23 protein-coding genes are annotated in these 24,839 nt (G+C 57.5%); 12 read left to right on the top strand and 11 right to left on the bottom strand.

Annotation, left to right across the window (positions count from 1 at the left end; all coding sequences use genetic code 11):
• Window positions 1-188: 188 nt before the first annotated feature.
• Both PYR66_13230 and PYR66_13225 read right to left on the bottom strand, forming a co-directional pair.
• Window positions 189-353 (bottom strand): hypothetical protein, encoded by a 165-nt coding sequence (locus PYR66_13230; protein WEF26303.1) that lies wholly within the window; start codon window positions 351-353, stop codon window positions 189-191.
• 194 nt (window positions 354-547) lie between these two features.
• Entirely contained in the window at window positions 548-2,905 is a 2,358-nt protein-coding gene (locus tag PYR66_13225) for a helix-turn-helix domain-containing protein (GenBank protein ID WEF26302.1), read from the bottom strand.
• Window positions 2,906-3,076: 171 nt separating this feature from the next.
• Between PYR66_13225 and PYR66_13220 the strand changes: the two genes are divergently transcribed.
• The gene (locus tag PYR66_13220) at window positions 3,077-4,246 is read left to right on the top strand and encodes a M20 family metallopeptidase (protein WEF26301.1); all 1,170 of its coding nucleotides are present in this window, start codon (window positions 3,077-3,079) and stop codon (window positions 4,244-4,246) included.
• Between the two features lie 24 nt (window positions 4,247-4,270).
• Window positions 4,271-5,662: an MFS transporter gene (locus PYR66_13215; protein WEF26300.1), complete on the top strand. Its 1,392-nt coding sequence runs from the start codon at window positions 4,271-4,273 to the stop codon at window positions 5,660-5,662.
• Here the strand turns inward: PYR66_13215 and pspF are convergent.
• On the bottom strand, window positions 5,653-6,639 hold the full coding sequence (gene pspF / locus PYR66_13210) for a phage shock protein operon transcriptional activator (protein WEF26299.1): 987 nt from the start codon (window positions 6,637-6,639) through the stop codon (window positions 5,653-5,655). The two genes, PYR66_13215 and pspF, sit on opposite strands and share 10 nt — an antisense overlap.
• Before the next feature lie 152 nt (window positions 6,640-6,791).
• Between pspF and pspA the strand changes: the two genes are divergently transcribed.
• The 8 genes from pspA (at window position 6,792) to PYR66_13170 (ending at window position 14,096) form a co-directional block, all read left to right on the top strand.
• A complete protein-coding gene (gene pspA / locus PYR66_13205; GenBank protein WEF26298.1) occupies window positions 6,792-7,460 on the top strand; it encodes a phage shock protein PspA in 669 nt (222 codons plus the stop codon).
• Window positions 7,461-7,515: 55 nt separating this feature from the next.
• On the top strand, window positions 7,516-7,740 hold the full coding sequence (gene pspB / locus PYR66_13200) for an envelope stress response membrane protein PspB (GenBank protein WEF26297.1): 225 nt from the start codon (window positions 7,516-7,518) through the stop codon (window positions 7,738-7,740).
• A complete protein-coding gene (pspC, locus tag PYR66_13195; GenBank protein ID WEF26296.1) occupies window positions 7,740-8,099 on the top strand; it encodes an envelope stress response membrane protein PspC in 360 nt (119 codons plus the stop codon). The genes pspB and pspC overlap by 1 nt, the downstream gene beginning before the upstream one ends.
• Window positions 8,100-8,132: 33 nt before the next feature.
• On the top strand, window positions 8,133-8,351 hold the full coding sequence (pspD, locus tag PYR66_13190) for a phage shock protein PspD (GenBank protein WEF26295.1): 219 nt from the start codon (window positions 8,133-8,135) through the stop codon (window positions 8,349-8,351).
• Window positions 8,352-8,454: 103 nt separating this feature from the next.
• The gene (locus PYR66_13185) at window positions 8,455-9,852 is read left to right on the top strand and encodes a YcjX family protein (protein ID WEF26294.1); all 1,398 of its coding nucleotides are present in this window, start codon (window positions 8,455-8,457) and stop codon (window positions 9,850-9,852) included.
• Window positions 9,849-10,910 carry a YcjF family protein gene (locus tag PYR66_13180; GenBank protein WEF26293.1) on the top strand — a complete coding sequence of 354 codons (1,062 nt, stop codon included), beginning with the start codon at window positions 9,849-9,851 and terminating at the stop codon, window positions 10,908-10,910. The genes PYR66_13185 and PYR66_13180 overlap by 4 nt, the downstream gene beginning before the upstream one ends.
• 346 nt (window positions 10,911-11,256) lie before the next feature.
• The gene (gene tyrR, locus PYR66_13175) at window positions 11,257-12,798 is read left to right on the top strand and encodes a transcriptional regulator TyrR (GenBank protein WEF26292.1); all 1,542 of its coding nucleotides are present in this window, start codon (window positions 11,257-11,259) and stop codon (window positions 12,796-12,798) included.
• A 260-nt stretch (window positions 12,799-13,058) separates the two neighbouring features.
• Entirely contained in the window at window positions 13,059-14,096 is a 1,038-nt protein-coding gene (locus tag PYR66_13170) for an AbrB family transcriptional regulator (protein WEF26291.1), read from the top strand.
• A 31-nt stretch (window positions 14,097-14,127) separates the two neighbouring features.
• On the opposite strand, the gene tpx is transcribed toward PYR66_13170, so the two are convergent.
• Window positions 14,128-14,634: a thiol peroxidase gene (gene tpx / locus PYR66_13165; GenBank protein WEF26290.1), complete on the bottom strand. Its 507-nt coding sequence runs from the start codon at window positions 14,632-14,634 to the stop codon at window positions 14,128-14,130.
• A 102-nt stretch (window positions 14,635-14,736) separates the two neighbouring features.
• Between tpx and ycjG the strand changes: the two genes are divergently transcribed.
• On the top strand, window positions 14,737-15,702 hold the full coding sequence (gene ycjG / locus PYR66_13160) for an L-Ala-D/L-Glu epimerase (protein ID WEF26289.1): 966 nt from the start codon (window positions 14,737-14,739) through the stop codon (window positions 15,700-15,702).
• Here the strand turns inward: ycjG and mpaA are convergent.
• Window positions 15,693-16,406 (bottom strand): murein tripeptide amidase MpaA, encoded by a 714-nt coding sequence (mpaA, locus tag PYR66_13155; protein ID WEF26288.1) that lies wholly within the window; start codon window positions 16,404-16,406, stop codon window positions 15,693-15,695. The genes ycjG and mpaA overlap by 10 nt on opposite strands.
• 188 nt (window positions 16,407-16,594) lie before the next feature.
• On the opposite strand from mpaA, the gene PYR66_13150 reads away from it, so the two are divergent.
• Window positions 16,595-18,211, top strand: coding sequence for an ABC transporter substrate-binding protein (locus PYR66_13150; protein WEF26287.1), 1,617 nt, complete (start codon window positions 16,595-16,597; stop codon window positions 18,209-18,211).
• Window positions 18,212-18,301: 90 nt separating this feature from the next.
• Here PYR66_13150 and PYR66_13145 read toward each other — a convergent pair whose 3' ends face one another.
• The 6 genes from PYR66_13145 to PYR66_13120 all read right to left on the bottom strand — a co-directional run bounded on the left by PYR66_13145 (window position 18,302) and on the right by PYR66_13120 (window position 24,827).
• Entirely contained in the window at window positions 18,302-18,868 is a 567-nt protein-coding gene (locus PYR66_13145; protein WEF26286.1) for a DJ-1/PfpI family protein, read from the bottom strand.
• Window positions 18,869-19,045: 177 nt separating this feature from the next.
• A complete protein-coding gene (locus PYR66_13140; GenBank protein WEF26285.1) occupies window positions 19,046-19,240 on the bottom strand; it encodes a hypothetical protein in 195 nt (64 codons plus the stop codon).
• Between the two features lie 203 nt (window positions 19,241-19,443).
• Complete coding sequence (locus tag PYR66_13135; protein WEF26284.1) at window positions 19,444-20,526, bottom strand: oxidoreductase; 1,083 nt, start codon at window positions 20,524-20,526, stop codon at window positions 19,444-19,446.
• Window positions 20,527-20,539: 13 nt separating this feature from the next.
• Window positions 20,540-21,286 carry a DeoR/GlpR family DNA-binding transcription regulator gene (locus PYR66_13130; GenBank protein WEF26283.1) on the bottom strand — a complete coding sequence of 249 codons (747 nt, stop codon included), beginning with the start codon at window positions 21,284-21,286 and terminating at the stop codon, window positions 20,540-20,542.
• Between the two features lie 268 nt (window positions 21,287-21,554).
• Window positions 21,555-23,372: an ABC transporter ATP-binding protein gene (locus PYR66_13125; protein WEF26282.1), complete on the bottom strand. Its 1,818-nt coding sequence runs from the start codon at window positions 23,370-23,372 to the stop codon at window positions 21,555-21,557.
• Window positions 23,373-23,375: 3 nt separating this feature from the next.
• Window positions 23,376-24,827 (bottom strand): M81 family metallopeptidase, encoded by a 1,452-nt coding sequence (locus tag PYR66_13120; GenBank protein ID WEF26281.1) that lies wholly within the window; start codon window positions 24,825-24,827, stop codon window positions 23,376-23,378.
• Window positions 24,828-24,839: the final 12 nt, after the last annotated feature.

The following is a 24,839-nucleotide window of genomic DNA, read 5'->3' as shown; positions in this document are numbered from 1 at the left end:
ACATCGAGGGGGATAATGCGGTCACCGGCAGCGCATGTTGTCCAGCCAGTTGGTCAAAATAGTGTCGGAAATAAACGTGTAATATGAAACATGGTATCTTTTTATTGCTGATTTCTCCAGTTAGCCGTCTGCCGGCCGTCAGGAAGACGGCGTGCCCTGAACGCAGGCACGCTCGGAAAAGAGGGCGATCAGAGCGGAAGTAGCTGGTTGTAGCGGGCAATATAATCTTTCGGCGTGATTTCCAGTTCTCCGCCGTCGCGATGAATGGCGACGAAAGTGCGCAGCACCAGTCCGCTTTTACGCTCTGCAATCTCCCAGCCTTGTTCGCTATAGGCATCGAGCGTGGAGCGCACGCAGAGATCGGAGAAATCATCATTAAAGAGAGGGCCGGCGCATGATGATTTTTCATGGTGTGGATCAAACTGGCATGGGCGGCGTAGCGGGTCAACGTATGAGAATTAACCGGAATCATGTGAGTTTTCAGTCCATTGAACGATATTGCCGCTGATGATAATTCACATCAAGACATCTTACCAGTTACAAATTGTTAACCCTTCATGCTTTCTCTGGTTGTATTCAGAATATCCGTGGTGACGTTGTCACGTAGCGAATTGTCGAGCGGCGTGAATTCATACAGCGCCAGCGCATTGCTTTGCAGGGAATCCACCCGCAGCCAGCCATCCTCCAGCTGTTCTTCATACACGCTCAACGCCGGGCGGGCATGGTGCTGTAACCAGCGATAGTCCTCCTCGTCCGGACCGCTGCGGCTACGAAACGCCTCAAACAGTGGAAACAGCGCGCCGTGGTGCTGATCGAACAGATGCTGCTTAATACGCCAGCGTCCTGTCATCCCTTCGAGTCTGACGGTATAGGGCTGGCGGAAGCGCTGAATAAACGCCTCTTCACTCGATAGCCAGGGGTTGAAAATCACCGTGTTGCGCAGCAGTAGCTGATAGTGACCGTGATGGCGCAAGAGCAGTAGATGTTTGTCGTTGATTAATACTTCGCCGCGCAACCGCCGCCATAGCCACAATACCCAGTACACCGGGCGCGGCAGACCATGCAGGTAATGCAGCGCCAGGCTGGAGGTATCGAGTTTACCGTTGGCCCGCGCTTCGCCCTGTAGTCCCGAGTTGAGCCAGAAGCCCGCCAGCCATACCTGATCGGCAATGCCCAGTAGGTTATCCATCAACAGCGCGCCGCGAAAGAAACGGCCATTCGTGTCGCGGGTGTCGCCGGTCAGGGTATTCCACGACAGCAACCACAGGGGCAACGATAGCTGCCGTTGGCGCAGGGCGCTGTGGATTTGGCGCAGCTTTTGCCGTGGATAGCTTTCGCTGGCGGCTAGCTTGCTGCTATCGGCCTGCGCCAGATCGAGCAGTTCATTTGCATCCGCCTGGCAAGCGAGAAAATCAGCCTCAATCAGCAAGGGAGAATGCAGCAGCGGGTCGGCGGCAATATCGCTTTCCGGGAAGCGATGCCAGATACCCATCTGCGGCTGTGGGAGCGTTGCCGCGAGCACCTCGCGCTGCTGTCGCCACGCCTGTTGGCGCGCCGCTTCACTGGCCTGCGGCGACCAGTGCCAGACGAACCGCCAACTAGCCAACGTGGCTGGCGAAAAGTGATTGGCGGCAAGTTGTAAAAAGCTCTGCAGCAAATCGCACCGAGTGGTTAAACCGGTATGGAGTGTTACCGTCCAATTCTTCTGCGCTAGCCAGCTAAATAGCTGCTGCAGATTGTACCAGCAGGCATAGCCTGCCAGCGTCGGGTCATCCCAGCCATCGCCGAACAAGCGGCTGCTGAGAAACGGATCGTGGATATCGATACCGTAGATGGGTAGCGTTTGCTGCAATTGTTCCAGTTCGCGGCGGACATCTTCGCGGAGTAGATCATCGAGTTCACGGACGGTGACGATCGTTCGGGTATGTCGTAGCGAGGGCGCGCGAGCCGTGAGCTGGCGTACATCTATCCGTCGCGTCTGCCGGGGGTTGAGCAGCAGCGGCGGCGCATCCTCGTTGTTTTTTTCCGCCTCGTTGAGGCGGGCGTACAACCGTTCCACTGCCACCGGATACCAGACTTCACTGGGATTAACCCGCGGTCTGGCGGCGGGCTGTGGCTGCTGCTGGCGAAATTGCCGCGGCGTCATGCCATGCTGGCGCTTAAACAGATCGCTCATGATACGGGTGCTGGCGAAGCCGTTGTCCTGCGCCACCTGCTGAACCGATCGCCGCGTCGTCAGGAGCTGCTCGGCGGCTTTGCCAAGACGCAGCGCGGTAATGTACTGCACGAAGCTGACGCCGACCTCTTTATGAAACAGGCGCGAGAGCCAGGCCTCTGAGACGAATTCGGCGGCGGCGACTTCCTGCAGCGAAAGTCGTCGCTGGTAGTTGGCCTCAATGCGCGCCACCACGTTGATTATTCGTCGGCTCCAGTTCTCGGCACCGCGACGCAGGCTGGGGACGATGGGCTGGGTAAAGCGGGTCGCCAGCAGTAGGGCAATTTCACTTAACCAGCGGTTAGCCTCCAACCGATAACGGGGCTGATGATTAACCAGCCCGGCGACCAGCAATTGGCGCATCAATTGGCGCAAATGGTCTGCCGCATCAATGTTTTCGACACTAACACGATAATCACTGGCAAAAAAATCGCTATCCAGCCGGGTTAGCCAACCCGCGGCAAGGTTCAGGATCATCACGGCATTCGCCTGCTCGCCAGAGAGCTGCCAACGCTGGCGACGATTAATCATCGCCAGTTCATCAACCCGCATCTGCCGCGGCGTTTCGCCGTGGTGCAGCGTCACACTGCCTTCCAGCAGCCACAGTAGCGTCAGGCTGTCGCTTTCCGGCGGACTGAACTGGCGAATATCGCGAACCGTGATGCTGAAATCGCCGAGATGGTGTTCCATGCGCCGCTCCTCGTGAGACAAAAAATAACAGGCTATTTTTTGTCATAACAGAATTGTATAGAAAACAGTCATTGATAATTCGTCAATATAAAACAAAAAAGCGCATTTTAAAGCCAGGTGGGGCGCATAAACTCGAAAGTGTCGTGCAAACACAACACAGGAATAATAAAAATGACACATCCACTGATTGAATCTTTACAGGTTAATGAAGCGCAGTTTGTAGCCTTACGTCGCCGTTTCCACCAACAGCCGGAACTCGGCTTTGAAGAACATAAAACCAGCGATGAAGTTGCTCGTCTGCTCAGCGAATGGGGTTATGAGGTGCATCGCGGTCTGGGCGGCACTGGCGTAGTCGGTACGCTAAAAGTTGGCAGCGGCGAGAAACGACTGGGGCTGCGGGCGGATATGGATGCGTTGCCGATGCAGGAAATGAGTGGTAAAGACTGGGCAAGCCAGGTGGACGGGCGCTTTCACGGTTGCGGCCATGACGGTCACACCACCACGCTACTGTACGCTGCGGAATACCTGGCGCGTACCCGCCAGTTTAACGGTACGCTGCGCTTAATCTTCCAACCGGCTGAAGAGTTATTGTATGGCGGTCGGGTGATGGTGGAAGACGGGTTGTTTGCGAAATTTCCCTGCGACGCCATTTTTGGCCTGCATAACATGCCTGGGCAGAAATTGGGCAAAATTGGCTTGCGCGACGGCGCAATGATGGCTTCATCCGATACGCTGCATATTGAAGTTAAGGGTGTCGGCGGCCACGGCGCGGTGCCGGAGCACACCGTCGATGCGACGCTGGTCGCCTGCCACATTACAGTAGCCCTGCAATCGATCGTTTCGCGTAATATCACGCCATTTGAGCCCGCTGTCGTCACCGTCGGCAGCATTCAGGCTGGTCATGCGCCGAATATCATCAACGATAAGGTGTTGATGAAACTGACCGTGCGTACGCTCAATCAGCAGGTCCGTGAGACGGTACTGCAGCGTATTCACGATATCGCCGTGGCTCAGGCGGAAAGCTTTAACGCCAGCGCCACCTTAACGCACGTCAACGGCAGCCCGGTGCTGCGTAACGATCCGGCGGCGAATGAACTGGTTCGTGAAGTGGCGACCACGCTGTTCGGCGAGGAGCAAGTAGGTACCGTGAATCCATTTATGGGCAGCGAAGATTTCGCCTTCATGCTTGAGCACAATCCAAACGGCTGCTACTTCACCATCGGCGCCGGTGATGAAGCGGACCGCTGCATGGTGCATAACCCGGGATACGATTTTAACGATCAAATTCTGGTCACCGGCGCGGCGCTGTGGTGCGGCCTGACGGAACGCTATCTGCGTTAATCTTTCGCTACGGGGGACCTGGTTATGAGTTCTGTATCGTTAAGCGAATCGCAGTTTGTCGGCAGCGATCGTCTGCTGGCAGGGATCGTTCTCAGCGTGTTGACCTTCTGGTTGTTTGCCCAGTCGGTCATTAACGTGGTTCCGGCGATGAAAAACAGCCTCGATATTTCGCTGGAGACGCTGACCCTGGCAGTCAGCCTCAGCGCCTTATTCAGCGGCTGTTTCGTGGTAGCCAGCGGCGGGTTGGCAGATAAATTCGGCCGGGTGCGAATGACCTTCATCGGCCTGGCGATGAGTATTATCGGCAGCGCGTTTTTGGTTGTGGCGCAGGGGCCGGGGCTATTTTTAACCGGCCGAGTCCTGCAGGGATTATCAGCAGCCTGCATTATGCCAGCGACGTTGGCGCTGATTAAAACCTGGTACGAAGGCAAAGCGCGGCAGCGAGCGGTGAGCTTCTGGGTGATCGGTTCATGGGGCGGCAGCGGGCTGTGTTCTTTTGTCGGCGGGGCGATCGCGACCGGTCTCGGCTGGCGGTGGATCTTCGTTTTTTCGATTGCGGTCGCGCTGCTGGCGTTGCTGCTATTGCGCGGGACGCCTGAGAGCCGCAGCGCTGGCGCCGATCGACATAAACTGGACGTTGGCGGCTTGTTAAGTCTGATTGCCTCGCTGGTGCTGCTTAACTTGTTTATCAGCAAGGGGCATCAATGGGGCTGGAGCAGCGGATTATCATTGTCGATGCTGGGCGGCGCATTGGCGGCGGGAGCGTGGTTTATCCGCAGCGGCCTGCGCAAAGGTGAGGCGGCGCTCATCGATTTTGCTTTATTCCGCAACCGCGCCTACGGGGCGGCGGTACTGTCGAACTTTATGCTTAACGGCGCCATCGGCACCATGATGATCACCAGCATTTGGCTACAGCAAGGCCATCATCTGAGTCCGTTGCAAACCGGAATGATAACGCTGGGCTACCTGGTGACCGTACTGGCGATGATCCGCGTCGGCGAAAAGCTGTTACAGCGCTACGGCGCTCGGTTACCGATGATGACCGGACCAATCTTTACTGCCGTCGGTATCCTGCTGATTTCCTGCACCTTCCTCGATAAATCTCTGTATATAGGCACCGTCTTTTTTAGCAACATTCTGTTTGGATTGGGTCTCGGTTGTTACGCCACGCCATCGACTGATACCGCCGTCGCTAATGCGCCGGAAAATAAAATTGGTGTGGCGTCAGGGGTTTATAAGATGGGTAGTTCACTGGGCGGGGCGATGGGGATAGCCGTGACGGCGTCACTTTTTGCCTTGTTCCTGCCGCTCGGCATGGCCAGCGCCGCGCAGTATGCACTGTGGTTCAATGCCGCCCTGTGTCTGGGATCTATGGCGGTCAGCGCGGCGATGCTGCCGCGCGCCACTCACAGCTGATGTTTCTTCAACAACGCGCGTAGCTGGTGGTAGGTGAGCCCCAGCAGCTCCGCCGCCTGTTTTTGATTGTACTTTGCCTGTTGCAGGCTTAACTGCAGCAGGCTTTTTTCTTGATCCTGCTGGTAAGCGCGCAGATCCAACGGCAACTCGGGCGTCCTGCTGGGTTCGGCGGCGGCGGGTACCGGCAACGCGCTGCGGAACGGGTTAATGATGATATTGTCCAGCTCGCTATCGCTACTGCCATGGCGGTAGACCGAGCGTTCGACGACGTTTTTCAGCTCACGAATATTGCCCGGCCAACGATAGCCGAGCAGCGTGTCGACGGCGCGCTCGCTAAACCCCGGAAATAACGGCAACCCCAGCTCGCGGCACATCTGAATGGCAAACTGGTTGGCAAGCAGCATGATATCGCTCTGGCGTTCGCGCAGAGGGGGCAGTTGCACAACGTCAAAAGCCAGTCGGTCGAGCAGGTCGGCGCGGAAATGTCCTTCCTCTACCATCTTCGGTAAATCGGCATTGGTGGCGCACACCAGACGCACGTTGACCTGCAGCGGCTGGCTGCCGCCGACGCGTTCCAGCTCGCCGTATTCAATCACCCGCAGCAGTTTTTCCTGAACCAGCATCGGCGCAGTTGCCAGTTCATCGAGAAACAGCGTGCCGCCGTCGGCGCGCTCGAAACGCCCCGGATGACGTTTGCTGGCGCCAGTAAACGCCCCGGCTTCGTGACCGAACAGTTCCGAATCCAACAGATTTTCATTTAGCGCCGCGCAGTTCAGGGAAATAAACGGCCCCTGCCAGCGCGAGGAGAGGAAGTGCAAGCGGTTGGCGATAAGTTCCTTGCCGGTGCCGCGTTCGCCGATGACCAGCACCGGCTTATCCAGCGGCGCTAGCTGTGAGACCTGCTCCAGTACCTCCAGAAAGCTGTTTGCCTCGCCGAGCAGGTTATCCTTGTATTCCGCCATGATGAATTTCGCCATTAAGTAGTGTGATTCGCCAACTCACTGTAGCAAGCAGGCGCGCACATCTCAATCAGCTTATTTAAAATCAATAAGATAAAAAGTTGGCACGGCATTTGTATTAGCCATGGCACAGGCCGCTGCCTGCTATCAGAACTATGAGGATTGAAATTATGGGTATTTTTTCTCGCTTTGCCGACATCGTGAACGCCAACATCAACTCTCTGCTGGAGAAAGCAGAGGATCCGCAGAAGCTGGTCCGCCTGATGATTCAGGAGATGGAAGATACGCTGGTTGAAGTGCGCTCCACTTCTGCCCGTGCGCTGGCGGAAAAGAAACAATTGACCCGCCGTATTGAACAGGCGCTGGCGCAGCAGGTGGAATGGCAGGAGAAAGCCGAACTGGCCCTGCGCAAAGAGAAAGAGGATCTGGCGCGTGCGGCGTTGATCGAAAAACAGAAGCTGACTGACCTTATCAGCAGTCTGGAGCACGAAGCGCAACTGGTGGATGAAACCCTGGCGCGCATGAAAAAAGAGATTGGCGAGCTGGAGAACAAGCTCAGCGAAACCCGCGCCCGTCAACAGGCGCTGATGCTGCGCCATCAGGCCGCTAGCTCTTCTCGCGATGTTCGCCGCCAGCTGGATAGCGGCAAAATGGATGAGGCGATGGCGCGTTTTGAATCCTTCGAACGCCGTATTGATCAGATGGAAGCGGAGGCGGAGAGCCATCGTTTTGGTAAACAACAGTCGCTGGATCAGCAGTTTGCCGAACTGAAAGCGGATGATGAAATCAGCGAGCAACTGGCAGCGCTGAAAGCCAAAATGAATCAGAATAACCAGTAATATTTATTGCGCGGCGCGGTGTTGCGCCGCGGCTCACCATCTGTAAGGAGTACACATGAGCATGCTTTTTCTTGCCATCCCGCTCACGCTGTTTGTGCTGTTTGTGTTGCCGGTCTGGCTGTGGCTGCACTACAACAATCGCTCGGCGGACGGCGCGTTAACCCAGAATGAACAGCAGCGTCTGTTGCAACTGACCGATGATGCGAAGCGGATGCGCGAGCGTATTCAGGCGCTGGAAGCGATTCTTGATGCTGAACATCCGAACTGGAGAGACAAATAATGGCCGGATTGGATTTTAATAAAAAATTGTGGCGGATTCCGCAGCGCGGAATGGTGAAAGGCGTCTGCGCCGGTATTGCGCAACACCTTGATGTACCGGTAAAACTGGTACGTTTGATCACTGTGCTGGCGATGATTTTTGGGCTATTTTTCTTCGTGCTGGTGGCCTACATCATCCTGACTTTTGCGCTAGATCCGATGCCGGATAGCGAACTGTATAGCGAGAAAGCCCCGAGCAATGGCGATTTGCTGGCTGCCGCTGATGCCGAACTGGCCTCCGGCGAGCGGCGTCTGCGTGAGATGGAGCGTTACATTACCTCCGACACTTTCACGTTGCGCAGTCGTTTTCGTCAACTGTAATTCCTTTTACTATCACCACCATTGAGGCAACGCATGAACATGAAATGGCAACAGGCAGGGCAAAAAGTGAAACCGGGTCTGAAGATCGCCGGTAAGCTGGTGCTGCTGACCGCGCTACGATATGGCCCGGCGGGCGTTGCCGGTTGGGCGGTAAAATCAGTGGCGCGCCGGCCGTTGAAAATGCTGCTGGCGGTGGCGCTTGAACCACTGCTCAGCCGTCTGGCCAATCGTTTTGCGCGCGGTATGAAATAATTCCTCAGTGAGAGGTATATCAGCGCGCTTTATATTGGCCTGTTTATCCCCATCTAATAGCTTATGATTAAACGACATTCCTTCTGGGCATAACGGATTGGCGATGAAGCGACTCAAAACTGAATTCAATGCGCTGGTCAACCGCGGGGTTGACCGGCATCTACGTCTTGCCGTCACTGGCCTGAGCCGAAGCGGCAAAACGGCTTTTATCACCGCGATGGTCAATCAACTGCTGAATATCCACGCCGGAGCGCGTTTGCCGCTGCTGAGCGCGGCGCGCGAAGAGCGCTTGCTGGGTGTGAAGCGGGTGCCGCAGCGTGATTTCGGGATTCCGCGTTTTACCTATGATGAAGGTCTTGCGCAGCTTTATGGCCAGCCCCCGAGTTGGCCAACGCCGACCCGCGGGGTGAGCGAAATTCGCCTCGCGCTGCGCTACCGTTCAAATGATTCACTGCTGCGCCATTTCAAAGATACCTCCACACTGTACCTGGAGATCGTTGATTATCCCGGCGAATGGCTGCTCGATTTACCAATGCTGGCGCAGGATTATCTGAGCTGGTCGCGGCAGATGACTGGATTATTGCAAGGGCAGCGCGCGGAGTGGTCTGCCCGTTGGCGGCAATTGTGCGCGGGGCTGGATCCGCTGGCGCCTGCCGATGAAACCCGGTTGGCGGACATTGCCGCCGCCTGGACCGATTACCTGCACGCCTGCAAGCGTGAAGGGCTGCACTTTATTCAGCCGGGGCGTTTTGTGCTACCTGGCGAGATGGCGGGGGCGCCGGCCCTGCAGTTCTTCCCCTGGCCGGATGTCGATGCCATTGGCGAAGCCCGGTTGGCGCAGGCGGATAAACATAGCAACGCCGGTATGCTGCGCGAGCGCTTTAAATACTATTGCGAGAAAGTGGTGAAGGGCTTTTACAGAGACCACTTCCTGCGTTTTGATCGTCAGATTGTGCTGGTGGATTGCCTGCAGCCGTTAAACAGCGGTCCGCAGGCGTTCAATGATATGCGCCTGGCGCTGACGCAATTGATGCAAAGCTTCCATTACGGACAGCGAACGCTGTTCCGCCGTCTGTTCTCGCCAGTTATCGATAAGCTATTGTTCGCAGCCACCAAAGCCGATCACGTCACCGTCGATCAGCACGGTAATATGGTGTCGCTGCTTCAACAACTGATTCAGGACGCCTGGCAGAATGCCGCTTTTGAAGGCATCAGTATGGATTGTCTTGGGTTGGCGTCGATTCAGGCCACCCAGGGCGGGTTGATTGAGGTCAATGGCGAGAAAATCCCGGCGCTACGCGGCGATCGTTTGAGCGACGGACAACCGCTAACGATTTTCCCGGGTGAAGTGCCGGCGCGGCTGCCGGGGCAGGCCTTTTGGGAACAGCAGGGCTTCCAGTTTGAGAACTTCCGCCCGAGAACGATGGATGTCGATAAACCGCTTCCGCACATTCGCCTCGATGCGGCGCTGGAATTTTTGATTGGAGATAAATTGCGATGAGCGAGCCGATAAAACCACGGATCGATTTCGATGGCCCTCTGGAGACGGAAAAAAACCAAACCTTAAAGTCGGCCCGGGCCTTCGACGCCGCCGATGCGGAAACCTTCGCCCCGGCGCTCATTGAAACGGCGGCTGAGGAAGAGGGGGCCGCCGAAGCGGTCGTCGAATCGGTACTGCGTCCAAAACGCAGCCTGTGGCGGCGGATGGTGAGCGCTGGGTTGGCTATTTTTGGCATCAGCGTGGTGGCGCAGGGCGTGCAGTGGACGGCGACGGCCTGGCAGACGCAGGACTGGATTGCGCTCGGCGGCTGCCTGGCTGGGGCGCTGATTGTCGGCGCGGGTGTGGGCTCGGTGGCGACCGAGTGGCGACGACTGTGGCGTTTGCGCCAGCGTGCGCATGAACGTGATGAAGCGCGGGATCTGATGCACAGCCACGCGGTGGGCAAAGGTCGCGCATTCTGCGAAAAACTGGCGCAGCAGGCCGGGTTGGATCAATCGCATCCGGCGTTGCAACGTTGGTACGCGGCAATCCATGAAACGCAGAACGATCGTGAAGTCGTGAGCCTGTATGCGCAACTGGTACAGCCGGTTTTGGATGCTCAGGCGCGGCGGGAAATCAGCCGTTCGGCGGCGGAATCGACACTGATGATCGCCGTCAGCCCGCTGGCGTTGGTCGATATGGCGTTTATTGCCTGGCGTAACTTGCGCTTGATTAACCGTATCGCCACGCTGTACGGCATTGAACTGGGCTATTACAGCCGCCTGCGTTTGTTCCGCCTGGTACTGTTGAATATCGCTTTTGCCGGCGCCAGCGAACTGGTACGGGAAGTAGGAATGGACTGGATGTCGCAGGATCTGGCGGCCCGCTTGTCGGCGCGCGCTGCACAGGGCATCGGCGCCGGGCTGCTGACCGCCAGGCTTGGCATTAAAGCGATGGAACTGTGCCGCCCGCTGCCGTGGATTGCCGATGATAAACCGCGGCTGGGCGATTTCCGCCGTGAGCTGATTGGTCAGTTGAAAGAGACGCTGCAGAAAAGCAAAACCAACGCAGAGAAATAGTCCCGATAACCGCAGGAACCGTAGCCCTGCTAAGCGTAGCGCAAGCAGGGACAATCCCGGTTATGCCGCTATGTTGTCGGGTGGCGCTACGCTTACCCGACCTACGTTTTCCCTGGTAAGTACCGGAACCGTAGCCCTGCTAAGCGCAGCGCAAGCAGGGACAATCATTTTGCGCTCCCAATGACCGATCCGCCGATCGGTCATTTTTGCTTATGCCTGCCTGACTTTACGGCATAAAGCCCATTTTTCCGTCATACTGTCAATAATTGTTGACAGCTATCTTCCCGTAAGAACATAACTGTCCTATCATTCATCCGTCATTGGCCTTTTTAGGGTGAAAACTCTTATGCGTCTGGAAGTCTTTTGTGAGGACCGTCTTGGTCTGACCCGTGAATTACTCGATTTACTGGTGCTGCGCGGCATCGATCTGCGCGGCATTGATATCGACCCAATTGGCCGAATCTACCTTAACTTCGCCGAGCTGGAGTTTGCGAACTTCAGCAGCCTGATGGCGGAAATCCGCCGCATTGCTGGCGTGACCGATGTGCGCACCGTCGCGTGGATGCCGTCGGAGCGCGAACATCTGGCGCTCAGCGCGCTGCTGGTCGCGATGCCGGAACCGGTGCTATCGCTGGACGCCAAAGGCAAAGTGGAACTCGCCAACCCGGCCAGTTGCCAGCTGTTTGGCCAAACTCAGGCCCGCCTGCGTACCCATCCGGTGGCGCAGCTGATTACCGATTTCAACCTTCAGCGCTGGCTGGAGGGTAACCCGCTGGAATCGCATACCGAGCATGTGGTGGTCAATGGGCAAAACTTTATGCTGGAAGTGACCCCGGTATATCTTGAAGGCGAACATGCCGAGCGCGTACTGACCGGCGCAGTTGTGATGCTACGCTCCACCGTGCGTATGGGGCGTCAGCTGCAAACGCTGACCACTCAGGATACCAGCGCCTTTAGCCAAATCCTCGCCGTCGGGCCGAAAATGCGCCACGTTGTCGAGCAGGCTCGCAAGTTGGCGATGCTCAGCGCGCCGCTGCTGATTGTCGGCGATACGGGTACCGGCAAAGATTTGCTCGCCCACGCCTGCCATCTGGCAAGCCCGCGCGCGGCGAAACCTTATCTGGCGCTGAACTGCGGCTCGATTCCGGAGAACGCCGTCGAAAGCGAACTGTTTGGCGATGCTTCCCAGGGGAAAAAAGGTTTCTTTGAGCAGGCCAACGGCGGCTCGGTACTGCTGGATGAAATTGGCGAAATGTCGCCGGGAATGCAGACTAAGCTGCTGCGTTTCCTCAACGATGGTACTTTCCGTCGGGTGGGTGAAGACCACGAAGTTCACGTCGATGTACGGGTTATCTGCGCCACGCAAAAGAATCTGGTCGAGCTGGTGCAAAAAGGGCTGTTCCGCGAAGATCTCTATTATCGCCTGAACGTGCTGACGCTGAATCTGCCGCCGCTGCGCGATTGTCCGCAGGATATCATGCCGCTGACCGAGCTGTTCGTCGCACGCTTTGCTGATGAACAGGGTATCCCACGGCCAAAACTGTCTGCCGATCTTAATACCGTGTTGACTCGCTATAGCTGGCCGGGCAACGTGCGTCAGTTGAAAAACGCGGTTTACCGCGCGCTAACCCAGCTTGATGGCTTTGAGCTGCGTCCGCAGGACATTCTGCTGCCGGATCACGATGTCGCCTCGTTACCGGTGGGGGAAGAGGCGATGGAAGGATCGCTTGACGATATTACCCGTCGCTTCGAGCGCTCGGTGCTGACCCAGCTGTACCGTAGTTTCCCCAGCACCCGTAAACTGGCTAAGCGCCTGGGCGTCTCCCATACCGCCATCGCCAACAAATTACGCGAATACGGTCTGAGCCAGAAGAAGGGCGAGGAGTAAATTGCTATAGCCGGCCGCCTTCGCGCGGCTGGCGTATTTTGCGTTTTTTCGACGACGTTTCTGTCTACATTTCGTTTCTATACCCTAAATAATTCGAGTTGCAGGAAGGCGGCGACGCAGAGAACCCCCAGGAGCTTACTTTAGTAAGTGACTGGGGTGAGCGAGGAAAGCCAACGTGCATGCAACTTGAAGTATGACGGGTATATTCATTTTTACTGGGAGGGTGACAGTTGGCGCTGCAACGGGATTGGCCTCAGTGGATGATGTTACTGGCACTTTCCGCCGTGCTTTCTTTTGTGCTGTTCTGGCTCCATCTCCCCGCGGCACCGCTGCTGGGCCCATTAATCGCCGGGATTACCCTCAGCCTCCGTGGCGCCAAAATTCGTCTTCCACGCCCATTCTTTATCGCCGCTCAGGCCATTATCGGCTGCATGATTGCCCGCGCGCTAACGTCGTCGATTTTCGGCGTATTAGCCGCCAATTGGGTACTGGTGCTGATTATCCTTGTCTCCACGCTGGCTATCAGCGCGCTCACTGGCTGGTTGTTGGTGCGCTATAGCTCGCTGCCGGGGGCGACGGGCGCCTGGGGCAGTTCGCCGGGCGGCGCGTCGGCGATGGTGGTGATGGCGCAGGAGTATGGCGCCGACGTTCGACTGGTGGCCCTGATGCAGTATCTGCGGGTGCTGTTCGTGGTTGGCGCGGCGGTGATGGTGGTGCGTTTCGCGCTCGGCGGCGAAGCGCAGGAGATGACCCAGCAGATCGTCTGGTTCCCGCCGCTCACGGTTAACCTACCGCTTACGCTGCTGCTTACCGCCGCTGCCGGCTGGCTTGGGCTACGTTTACGCATTCCTTCCGGGGCGATGCTGTTACCGATGCTGGCTGGCGCATTGGCGCAGGGCGGAGAGTGGGTTTTGCTGGAGTTGCCGGAATGGCTGCTGGTACTGGCCTATACCGCGCTTGGTTGGACGGTCGGGCTGCAGTTCAATCGCGAGATTTTTATGTTGGCGCTGAAGACGCTACCGCAAATCATCACGGCGATCGTCGGGTTGATCACGCTGTGCGCGCTGATGGCATTAGCGTTGACGCATCTGCTGCCGCTGGATTTCCTGACCGCCTATCTGGCGACCAGCCCCGGCGGGCTGGACACGGTGGCAATTATCGCCGTCGGTACCCGGGCGGACATGTCTTTTATAATGGCGATGCAGACGCTGCGTCTATTCACCATATTGCTGACTGGCCCGGCTATCGCGCGGTTGATTTCGCGCTATGCGCCGCGCAAAGAAAAAAGCCTCCGGTGAAGGAGGCTTAGCAGGATAGAAACTGAAGCGATTACGCTTTCAGCGCAGCCAGCGCTGCGTCGTAATCCGGCTCTTCGGTGATTTCATTAACCAGTTGGCTGTAGACTACCTGGTCGTTTTCATCAATAACCACGACGGCGCGAGCGGCCAGACCCGCCAGCGGGCCTGCGGAGATAGCCACACCGTAATCTGCCAGGAACTGCGGGGCGCGCAGGGTGGACAGCGTCACGACATTGCTCAGGCCTTCTGCGCCGCAGAAGCGGGATTGCGCGAACGGCAGGTCAGCGGAGATGCACAGCACAACGGTGTTGCTCAGCTCAGAAGCCAGTTGGTTGAATTTGCGAACCGATGCCGCGCATACGCCGGTATCGATGCTCGGGAAAATATTCAGTACTTTACGTTTGCCAGCGTATTGGCTCAGCGTGACGTCAGAGAGATCTTTGGCGACCAGCGTAAACGGCTGCGCCTTAGCGCCTGCCTGCGGAATGGCGCCCTGAACAGAAACTGGGTTACCCTGGAAATGTACGGTTTGGGACATGGTTATCTTCCTGTTTACATATAGTTAACGTCATAGTTAGTGTATGACATCAGCCAGCAACACGGCAAACTCTATTTAACATTTACCGATGAGGCCCAGGGAATGCGCAATTTTCGAGTGTTTGAAGAATCATGGCCGCTGCACACGCCGTTTGTTATCTCTCGCGGCAGCCGCAGCGAGGCCAAAGTTGTGGTGGTGGAAATAGAAGAAGACGGCATAAAAGGGGTGGGTGAATGTACGCCCTATCCGCGCTACGGCGAGAGCATCGCCTCGGTGATGGCGCAGATTGTGACGATCGGCGAACAGCTTGAACGCGGCGCCACGCGCGAACAGGTACAAAGCCTGCTGCCGGCAGGGGCCGCGCGTAATGCCGTAGACTGCGCGCTATGGGATTTAGCGGCGCGGCGCGTGGGCAAAACGCTGCCACAGTTACTTAGCGTGAATCTGCCGCGCGCAGTGACGACGGCGCAAACCGTGGTGATCGGCACCCCGGAACAGATGGCGGCCAGCGCCGCCGCGCTATGGGAGAAAGGGGCGCGGCTGCTTAAGATTAAGCTCGACGACTATTTGATTAGCGAACGGTTGATTGCGATTCGCGGCGTCGTGCCGCAGGCAACGTTAATCGTTGACGCTAACGAAGCGTGGCATAGCGAAGGGCTGGCGGCGCGCTGTCAGCTGTTGGCTGATATTGGCGTGGCGATGCTTGAGCAGCCGTTGCCAGCCGGAGCGGACGAGGCGCTGGACAACTTTATCCATCCGCTGCCGATCTGTGCCGATGAGAGTTGCCACACCCGCGAAAGTCTGGCGGCGCTGCAGGGGCGCTATGAAATGGTCAACATTAAGCTGGATAAGACCGGCGGCCTGACCGAAGCGCTGTTGTTAGCACAGGAGGCGGAACAGCTGGGCTTCGAACGGATGCTGGGCTGCATGCTCTGCACGTCTCGGGCGATAAGCGCCGCGTTGCCGCTGGCGCCGCTGGCCCGTTTCGCTGACCTGGACGGCCCGACCTGGCTGGCGGCGGATGTGGAGCCGGCGCTGCGTTTCAGCACCGGCGTACTTCATTTGTGAGTGTGCCAGTGCAGTAAATCGGTCATCGCCGTGAGGTACTTTTCTGTGGCGTCGTCGGCGGATACCGGCGGGAATTCGGCGGTAATGCAGGGCAGGCCGATATCGGCGCACCAGCTGCCGAAGGAACCGGGCGTTTCATAACCGACGCTACTCACCAGCGGCAAATTAAACGCTCCGGCGAGCCATTGCCCCAGCTCGCTATGGCCGGGATCTTCAATGCAGGCCAGCGGATCGTGGAAAGAGACCACCCACGCCGGGTGGATCTGATGGATCAGTTGGCATAGCGCCTGGGTTTCCGGTTCGGACCCCGGTTTTTCGCCGGTTAATAGCACCACATCGCGTGCTTCCGCGGCGCTATTCCAGCGATAGACCGTTTCTCCCGCCTTCCAGTTGGCGGCCGGGAAGTTGCGATTGAGATCGATGCCGCGCGCGTTGGCGCGCAATCCCAACTGACAACCATCCGGGTTAACCGTCAACACGACATGGTGGCGGCGAAGCTCTGGCTTGAGCGTGCGTAGCGCGCAGGAGAGGGTGACGATCGACGAGTTTTCATCGCCGTGGGTGCCAGCGATAATCAGCCCGCTACGGCTATCGGCCAGCGGAGCGGGAAACCATAACAGCGGCGCGCCGAGATGCGACTGGCCGTAGCGTTGCGTGCCTGGCGGGAAAGCGCCGCGTAGGGGGCGAGGGCGTGAAACGGGCATAGAGTATCCTGTCAGCAGGTTATTGTTAGCAGTGTTGTAGAAAAGCGTCCCGGAATCAAACAGTTTCCATCTCTGGCGAAAAAACTCGCCATGTCAATTTTCTATCACAAGCCGTTTGCAATTTCAGGTGGGGAAACAAATAATTATCGCTCTGCCAGCACTGGTTTGTTCATTTCAAAGGGGATCTTATGAAGTATCCTGTCACATTGACATGCGGCGCGCTGTGGTTAGCCAGCGTTTCTTCTCTTGCCTGGGCGGCGGATGTGCCTCCGGGAACCGTATTAGCCGAAAAACAGCAGCTGGTACGCCATATTAAAGACGAGCCCGCGTCATTAGATCCCGCCAAAGCCGTCGGCCTGCCGGAAATTCAGGTGATTCGCGATCTGTTCGAAGGGCTGGTCAACCAGGATGGCAAGGGCAATATCATTCCTGGCGTCGCGACGCGCTGGCAGAGCAATGATAACCGCGTCTGGACCTTTACCCTGCGTGACAACGCGCGCTGGTCAGACGGTACGCCGGTGACGGCGCAGGATTTCGTCTACAGCTGGCAGCGGCTGGTGGATCCGAAAACGACCTCGCCGTTTGCCTGGTTTGCCGCGTTAGCGGGTATCAACAATGCGCAAAATATTATTGATGGCAAAGCCGCGCCGGATACCCTTGGGGTCACCGCCGTCGATGCCCGCACGCTGCGCGTGCAGCTGGATAAGCCACTGCCGTGGTTCACTAATTTAACCGCCAGTTTTGCTTTCTACCCGGTACAGAAAGCCAATGTCGAAAGCGGCGCTAACTGGACTCGTCCGGGCAGCCTTATCGGTAACGGCGCCTATGTGCTGAAAGACCGGGTGGTGAACGAGAAACTGGTGGTCGTGCCGAATAGCCATTACTGGGACAACGATAAAACTGTGATTAAACAGGTCACCTTTGTACCGATTAATCAGGAATCGTTGGCGACTAAACGCTATCTGGCGGGGGATATTGATATCACGGAATCCTTCCCGAAAAACATGTATCAGAAACTGCTGAAGGATATCCCCGGCCAGGTTTATACCCCACCGCAATTGGGAACCTATTATTACGCCTTCAACACGCAAAAGGGGCCGACCGCTGATGAGCGCGTGCGCCTGGCGCTGAGCATGACCATCGACCGACGGATCATGGCGGAGAAGATCCTTGGCACTGGCGAGAAACCCGCCTGGCGCTTCACCCCTGACGTGACCGCAGGCTTTACGCCGCAGCCATCACAATTCGAGAGCATGAGCCAGGCCGAACTCAATGCGCAGGCTAAAGCCCTGCTGGCGGCAGCCGGCTATGGCCCGAACCGTCCGCTGAAGCTGACACTGTTGTACAACACCTCGGAAAACCACCAGAAAATTGCCATCGCGGTGGCGTCAATGTGGAAGAAAAACCTGGGCGTGGATGTAAAGCTACAGAACCAGGAGTGGAAGACCTATATTGATAGCCGCAATACGGGCAACTTTGACGTCATTCGCGCGTCGTGGGTCGGAGATTACAACGAACCGTCGACCTTCCTGTCGCTGCTCACCTCCACCCATAGCGGCAATATTTCGCGCTTTAACGATCCGGCATATGACAAAATCCTCGCCCAGGCGGCGCAGGAGACGTCTGAAAAAGCGCGCAATGATGATTACAACGCGGCGGAAAAGATCATCATGGCAAAAGCACCGATCGCGCCGATTTATCAGTACACCAACGGGCGTCTGATTAAACCGTGGCTGAAAGGATACCCGATCAGCAACCCGGAAGACGTGGCCTACAGCCGCACCATGTATATCGTGAAGCACTGATGCAGAGTGGTTGTCTGCGCACGCAGCAACCACGGCTACATTTGAAACTGGCGCAGTGCGCTGCGCCAGTTCTCGCCTGAAGTATACGATCTACTGTTGCAACACCTCGGCAAATTTTGCCAACCACTGTGGATGGGCGGGCCAGGCCGGGGCGGTCACCAGATTGCCGTCAACATGCGCCTGATCGATACCAATATCGGCGTAATGCCCGCCGCTGAGCCGGACCTCCGGGGCGCAGGCCGGATAAGCGCTGCAGGTACGTCCTTTAAGAATGCCCGCGGCGGCCAGCAGTTGCGGGCCATGGCAAACGGCGGCGATCGGTTTCCGCGCGGCGTCGAATGCCTGTACCAGTTTAATCACCTGATCGTTCAGGCGCAGATACTCCGGCGCGCGGCCGCCAGGGATCAGCAGGGCGTCATAGTCCTGCTCTGCGGCGGCGGCAAAATCGGCGTTAAGCACAAAACGGTGGCCGGGTTTTTCGCTGTAGGTTTGCGCGCCGTCAAAATCATGAATCGCCGTCATGATGTAGTCGCCTTTGACTTTATCAGGACAGACGGCATCGACCTGATGGCCAATCATCTGTAACGCCTGAAACGGCACCATGGTTTCGTAATCTTCCGCGTAATCACCCACCAGCATCAAAATTTTCTTGCCCATATCCTTGTTCCTCCCACGATAAAGATGAATAAGATATAGCCTGCCACAGGTCAGAAAGCGAACCGCGAGGAGGCTCAATTATCCTTATTGATGGCGGTTGGATGCAGAGATTTAGTCAGGGGAGTGGGGAAAGCTTTGCCGCCGCCAGCGGTAGCGGCAAAGAGAAGCGGTCAGATATTAATCCACGTTAGTGAAGTAATCGCGAGCGACCGCTTCAACACGCTTCGCTTCGAGGCCGGTCTTTTCGCTGATCCCGGCGATAAACGGCTTGAACTGCTCGGTCATGACGTGGCCGCCATCCCAGTGGGCGACGTAGTAGCGGCACTGATAGCGATAAAAGTGGAGGGTTTTTTCTCCTAACGTGTAATACATGACAATCTCCTGTCCAGTGTGTCGGGCGGCGTCCGCAAAGCTAGTGGGGCGTTACCACAATAATCAGGCATTCGATTATATCCTGCGCCCAATTGTGGGAAATTTCCAGTAAGCAATAGGCGACCGAAATGGCCACCTGTGCTCGTCAGGAAAGGGAGGAGTAGCGGCTGCGTTGAGGCGCAGCCGCAAGTCGTGGAGCAAACTTACTTAAGCCCGGCCAGCTCGTCGGCGGTTAACGCCAGCGTCTGCACGCTGCCGTTTTCTGACGAGGCAACCGCGGCTTCCAGTACCGCCATGACTGCCAGTGCCTGTAGCGGCGGCACCGGGTTGGCGATTTTGCCGACCAGGGCATCGCGCACCTGCATATAGTACTGGCGCTGATCGCCTTGCGGCGTGGCGAGCGTTTGCGCCTGCAAGCTGGCGTCAAACCACGTCATGTTGTCGTCATCCTGGCCCCAGCTTTCGCTGCCCGGAACGACACCTGCCAGCAGTTGGCTTTCCTGCTGATCCGCTTTCAATTTCACGACGCTGCCGCTATCGCCATGTACCGTAAAGCGCGAGACGCCGCCGGCCACCAGCATGCTGCTGTGCAGAATCACCTTATGTTCCGGGTAGTTCAGTACCACGTGCGCCCAGTCATTAATTTCGGCACCCTGACGCAGGGTCGCGATGTTGCCCTGTACCGACTGCGGCAGACCGAACAGTTGCAGAGTCTGGTCGATCAGGTGGGGACCAATATCAAACCACAGGCCGCTTCCCGGTACGTTCTGCTCACGCCAGCGCACGCGCACTTCCGGGCGGAAGCGGTCGATATGCGACTCAAAATGCTTAACCTTGCCGATCACCCCCTGTTCGATGATCTGTTTGATCCCGAGGTAGTCGCTATCCCAACGGCGGTTATGGAACACGGAAAGCAGCAACTGTTTTTCTTCAGCCAGTGCGATGAGCTCGCGCGCTTCCTGCATATCAAGGGTAAAGGGTTTATCCACCACCACATGCTTGCCAGCGTTGAGCGCCAGACGAGCCAGCGGAGCGTGGGTGGCGTTAGGGGAAGCGATCACCACCAGATCAATGTCCGGGTGCTGAATGGCTTCTTCCGGGGAGGTGATGACCGTGACATCGGTCAGATCCTGTTTGACCCTGGCTTCATCGCGGGAGGCGACGACGGCAAGCTTTAACCCTGCAACCGAGTTGATCAGCGGCGCGTGAAACGTTTTGCCGACAAACCCATAGCCGATCAGCGCGATGTTAATGTTCTTACCTTCGCCTGCGATAACTTTATGCATGACTTCCTCCACGTTATTCAGCGTCAGCGATGCTGACCTGTATTGCACTCTCTTCGCCAAGCTCGTGCCACGGCTTGTCGAGGAACAGACGATCGATGTATTTCAGTTCGGCGACCAGATAAGGCTCGCAGTGATTGAGTTTCAGATGGTCGGCCACCAGCCAGTGTTCGACGCTGGCCGCCAGCATGGCGCGTTTGACTTCCGCATCCGCTTCCTGGCTGGCGCTGAGCCCTTGCTGCGCATGGATCGCGCAGGCGCCGAGGATAGCGATATCGGCGCGGTAGCGCGCCAGCAGCGCCAGCGTTGCGCTACCGGCAAACAGCCGCTGCTGCATATCCCACTTTCCTCCCAGCAGGATGAGCTGGATGTCGGCGCGTTCGCCGAATAACCGGGCGATATCCATGGAGGCGGTGATCACCGTCAACGGGCCTTTAAGGCAGGAGGCAACGGCCAGTACCGTGCTTCCGGCATCTAAAAATAATGTTGATCCAGGCGGAATATGGCTGGCGACCAGCCTACCGAGACGTTGTTTGGTCTCCGGCAGCAGCGCGTTGCGTCCCTGACGATTCATTGCTGAGAGGTCGAGGGCGATCGCGCCGCCGTGGTTCTTCTGCAATAGCCCGCGTTTTTCCAGATCGCCCAGATCGCGGCGGACGGTATCAGCGGAAACCCGCAACCGTTCAACCAGATCGCTGATGCTGACCTGGCCGTTTTCGCTCAGGAGTTCGAGCAGGAATTTTTGTCTGGCGGTTTTGTGCATAAGAAGTAATTCCGCAAAATGCTGCAATAGGTTGCATAATACAGCATATAAGGCGAATGTGAACGGCAGAATGCTGCAAAAGATGCGATAGTCGCTGAGGGGGTCACTTTGATAGCGACTGGATGGCGGCAGGGAAGTCAGTATGGCGTCAGCGTGTAGCGCGATGCCGGGTTCCATGATATCGGCCTGACCTAAGAGCACTGTAGCCAAACCGCTCAATTTCTGCCGCGTCATCCGCCAGTCGCGCTGGCCGGGTTAACGATCTGTCTCAGCGCATAACCCAGTGCTGATTGCCGACCTGTTCATAACGGCGGGTCGGCGGCTGCCAGTTTTTATCGCGAAACGGCGAGGGCAGTTCATCGTTGTTGGCCTCACGCAGTAGATGGCGGCGAGACGGATCGGTTTTCGGAATCGCCGCGATCAGTTTTTGCGTATACGGGTGCTGCGGATTGGCGAAAATCGCCTGGCGCGGGCCAATCTCAACGATTTCGCCGAGATACATCACCGCCACCCGATGGCTGATGCGTTCAATAACCGCCATATCGTGCGAGATGAACAGGAAGGCGATTTTCATTGTCCGCTGTAACTCGATAATCAGGTTGACCACCTGCGCCTTCACCGACACATCCAGCGCCGACACCGATTCGTCGGCAATAATCACCTTTGGATTCATCGCCAGCGCGCGGGCGATACAGATACGCTGGCGCTGACCGCCGGAAAATTCATGCGGATAGCGATTAAGCACCGCGACGCTGAGGCCCACTTTTTCAATCAATTCATGGGAACGCGCCAGCGCCTGCTGGCGGGTGGCGAGGCCGTTCTCCAGCAACGGTTCAATCAATGTCTCCTGGATTTTTAGCCGCGGATTGAGGCTGGCGAACGGATCCTGAAAAATCATCTGGATATCCTGCCGCAGTTGCTTTTGCTGGTGGCGATCGGCCTGCAGGACGTCATAGCCATTAAGTCGCACATCGCCGGATTGCGCCTGAATCATGCGGATAAGGCTGCGTCCGGTGGTAGATTTACCACAGCCTGATTCGCCTACCAGTGATAGGGTTTCACCGGGCCATAAATCAAAACTGACGTTTTCTACAGCGTGAATATGTCCGGCTAACTGGTTAAAAAAGCCTTTTTTTACCGGAAAGCGGGTGATCAGGTTTTTGACCGACAGCACCGGTTCGTTGCTGGTCAGGCTGAGATCCGGTTCCGGCGGATAGCGCAGAGTCTCCCCTGTTTGCAGGTTCACCGACGGGAACTTACAGGGGGTGGAGGTTACATCCATTTCGCCTGCTGCTGGCACGGAGGCCAGCAGCGCGCGGGTATAAGGTTGCTGCGGGGCGGTGAACAGCGTCGCCGTGCGCTCGCACTCAATGGCATCGCCGCGAAACATCACCAGCGTATCGTCGGCGGTTTCCGCGACCACGCCCATATCGTGGGTGATAAACAGCACCGCGGTATTGTTTTCCGCCTGCAGGGTTTTAATCAAATCGAGGATTTGCCCCTGGATAGTGACGTCCAGCGCGGTGGTGGGTTCATCGGCAATCAGCAGTTTCGGCTTGAGAGCCAGCGCCATGGCGATCATCGCGCGCTGACGCATTCCGCCGGAAAACTGATGCGGGTATTCATCGAAACGCTGCGCGGCGTGTGGAATGCGAACCTTTTCCAGCAGGGCGATGGCTTCCTGCTTCGCCTGGCGTGCCGATAAACCCTGATGGCGAATAAACACTTCGGCGATCTGGTTGCCGATGGTAAAGGCCGGGTTGAGGCTGGTCATCGGCTCCTGGAAAATCATCGCCACCTCGGCGCCGCGCACGCGACGCATCTCCTCTTCAGGGAGTTCGAGCAGGGATTTGCCGCCGAGCAGCACCTGACCTTCGGTCCGGCTATGGCGCGCGGAAAGCAGCCGCATAATCGCCATCGCCGTTACGCTCTTGCCCGAGCCTGATTCGCCGACAATTGCCAGCGTCTCGCCCGGATTAAGACGAAAACTGATATTACGCACCACTTTCTGCCAACTATCGCCGTGGCGGAAGGCGACGCTTAAATTGTCGACGGTTAGCACCGGGGCAGGTGTTTCGCGGCTCATCACTCAGCACTCCCGGGCAAACGGCGCGCGGGCGGACATCAGCACCTGCGGCGTGAATTCGAGGTCGCGATGGAACGGCCAGGTCGGGGTCAACATTCGCAGGCGCGGCACGCGTTCGATATCCTGGTCGACGACGCCTTCCGATAGCGCCATCAGGTTGGGGTTGGCCAGCGGCGCCAACTCCGGCGACAAATACCCGGATTTAACCAGCAAAATTTTCACCTGCCGCGGGTCGAGCCCCAGAGCGCTAAAGTCGGCAATATCATGATACGGGCGACGACGGTCGGCCACGACCACGGTAATACCGCCAGTCTGCAGAACCGCCTGGTTCGCCGGACGCTGCGGACCGGCCGCCAGCAGGCCCGTGACGGTAAAGCGCGCGCTAACGCTGGCACCCGCCGGATCGAGGCTCGCGCCCAGCGTCAGCGGCAATTCGGCGCCAATGCCGACTTCAAACGCGGAATGCGTAGCCGGCGCATCGGTGATGCCAGCCACCAGCGTATTTTGCGCTCGCTGGCGCAGTAGCTCCGCTAAGACGTCGCCGCGATCGCCGACGCCGCCGCCGGTAGGGTTATCACCAGAATCCGCAAGGATCACCGGGCCTGTGGGGCTGGCGATGGCCTGGGCCACGCAGTCGGCGACGCTGCCGGTCTGGCAGCCGAAGACGAAATCTTCGCGCGCGTCCCAGTAAGCCTGCGCCAGCTTTGCAGCCTGTTGCTCCAGCACCGCGTGATCGGTACCGGTAAAAATGGCCGCGGCGGTAGCGCGCGGTTCATCGGCCCATACGTAGCCGACCATCAATGAACTATCGAGCACGCCGTCAAGCCGGTCGCTATGCGGCAGCAAGGCGTACAGGCTTTTCGCCGGCTCATCTTCCGTACTGGTGCGCTCGCCGGGCAACAGGACCGGGATCGGCGCCCATACCACGCCCGGACGCACGCCACTCTGCAGGCTATTCACCAGCATGGTGACCGAGCGGCGCATGGTCTCTTCAATATCGATATGCGGCGCGGTGCGGTAGGTTGAGTACATGTCAATGGCGTCAATGATGCGCTGGGTGACGTTGCCATGCAGGTCGTAGCTGACGGCAATCGGACAGTCGTCGCCGACGCAGGCGCGGGCGGCGGTGATCCAGTCGCCTTCGGCATCTTCCATGCCTTCAACGTACATTGCGCCGTGCATCGCCAGATACAGGCCGTCGATCGGCAACTGCGCCTGCAGGCGGCTGAGGAATTCGGCTTTGAACTGTTCGTAGGTTTCACGCGCTACCGGGCCGCCGGGGATCGCGCGGGTGTGCAGCGTCGGCAGAAACGTCGCCGGATAGTCGCGCAAGAACTGGAAGTAGGGCGCGTCCAGCAGAGCGTCGCCTTTGACCGTGCGAAACTCGGCTTCATGAGTCAGTACAGGGTTGAACGTGCTGCATTCAATATGTATTCCGCCAACGGCAATGCGCATAGAGACCTCGAA

Origin of the sequence: Klebsiella aerogenes (assembly GCA_029027985.1) — a bacterium.
Classification (GTDB): domain Bacteria; phylum Pseudomonadota; class Gammaproteobacteria; order Enterobacterales; family Enterobacteriaceae; genus Klebsiella; species Klebsiella aerogenes_A.
The sequence above is the reverse complement of the archived record's forward strand: the minus strand, read 5'-3'. Positions and strand labels throughout refer to the sequence as shown.

What these genes read in the sequence shown, in the direction of transcription:
- PYR66_13225 (WEF26302.1), bottom strand. Translation starts at nt 2,905, where the DNA reads ATGGAACACCATCTCGGCGATTTCAGCATCACGGTTCGCGATATTCGC.
- PYR66_13220 (WEF26301.1), top strand. Translation starts at nt 3,077, where the DNA reads ATGACACATCCACTGATTGAATCTTTACAGGTTAATGAAGCGCAGTTT.
- PYR66_13215 (WEF26300.1), top strand. Translation starts at nt 4,271, where the DNA reads ATGAGTTCTGTATCGTTAAGCGAATCGCAGTTTGTCGGCAGCGATCGT.
- pspF (WEF26299.1), bottom strand. Translation starts at nt 6,639, where the DNA reads ATGGCGAAATTCATCATGGCGGAATACAAGGATAACCTGCTCGGCGAG.
- pspA (WEF26298.1), top strand. Translation starts at nt 6,792, where the DNA reads ATGGGTATTTTTTCTCGCTTTGCCGACATCGTGAACGCCAACATCAAC.
- pspB (WEF26297.1), top strand. Translation starts at nt 7,516, where the DNA reads ATGAGCATGCTTTTTCTTGCCATCCCGCTCACGCTGTTTGTGCTGTTT.
- pspC (WEF26296.1), top strand. Translation starts at nt 7,740, where the DNA reads ATGGCCGGATTGGATTTTAATAAAAAATTGTGGCGGATTCCGCAGCGC.
- pspD (WEF26295.1), top strand. Translation starts at nt 8,133, where the DNA reads ATGAACATGAAATGGCAACAGGCAGGGCAAAAAGTGAAACCGGGTCTG.
- PYR66_13185 (WEF26294.1), top strand. Translation starts at nt 8,455, where the DNA reads ATGAAGCGACTCAAAACTGAATTCAATGCGCTGGTCAACCGCGGGGTT.
- PYR66_13180 (WEF26293.1), top strand. Translation starts at nt 9,849, where the DNA reads ATGAGCGAGCCGATAAAACCACGGATCGATTTCGATGGCCCTCTGGAG.
- tyrR (WEF26292.1), top strand. Translation starts at nt 11,257, where the DNA reads ATGCGTCTGGAAGTCTTTTGTGAGGACCGTCTTGGTCTGACCCGTGAA.
- PYR66_13170 (WEF26291.1), top strand. Translation starts at nt 13,059, where the DNA reads ATGATGTTACTGGCACTTTCCGCCGTGCTTTCTTTTGTGCTGTTCTGG.
- tpx (WEF26290.1), bottom strand. Translation starts at nt 14,634, where the DNA reads ATGTCCCAAACCGTACATTTCCAGGGTAACCCAGTTTCTGTTCAGGGC.
- ycjG (WEF26289.1), top strand. Translation starts at nt 14,737, where the DNA reads ATGCGCAATTTTCGAGTGTTTGAAGAATCATGGCCGCTGCACACGCCG.
- mpaA (WEF26288.1), bottom strand. Translation starts at nt 16,406, where the DNA reads ATGCCCGTTTCACGCCCTCGCCCCCTACGCGGCGCTTTCCCGCCAGGC.
- PYR66_13150 (WEF26287.1), top strand. Translation starts at nt 16,595, where the DNA reads ATGAAGTATCCTGTCACATTGACATGCGGCGCGCTGTGGTTAGCCAGC.
- PYR66_13145 (WEF26286.1), bottom strand. Translation starts at nt 18,868, where the DNA reads ATGGGCAAGAAAATTTTGATGCTGGTGGGTGATTACGCGGAAGATTAC.
- PYR66_13140 (WEF26285.1), bottom strand. Translation starts at nt 19,240, where the DNA reads ATGTATTACACGTTAGGAGAAAAAACCCTCCACTTTTATCGCTATCAG.
- PYR66_13135 (WEF26284.1), bottom strand. Translation starts at nt 20,526, where the DNA reads ATGCATAAAGTTATCGCAGGCGAAGGTAAGAACATTAACATCGCGCTG.
- PYR66_13130 (WEF26283.1), bottom strand. Translation starts at nt 21,286, where the DNA reads ATGCACAAAACCGCCAGACAAAAATTCCTGCTCGAACTCCTGAGCGAA.
- PYR66_13125 (WEF26282.1), bottom strand. Translation starts at nt 23,372, where the DNA reads ATGAGCCGCGAAACACCTGCCCCGGTGCTAACCGTCGACAATTTAAGC.
- PYR66_13120 (WEF26281.1), bottom strand. Translation starts at nt 24,827, where the DNA reads ATGCGCATTGCCGTTGGCGGAATACATATTGAATGCAGCACGTTCAAC.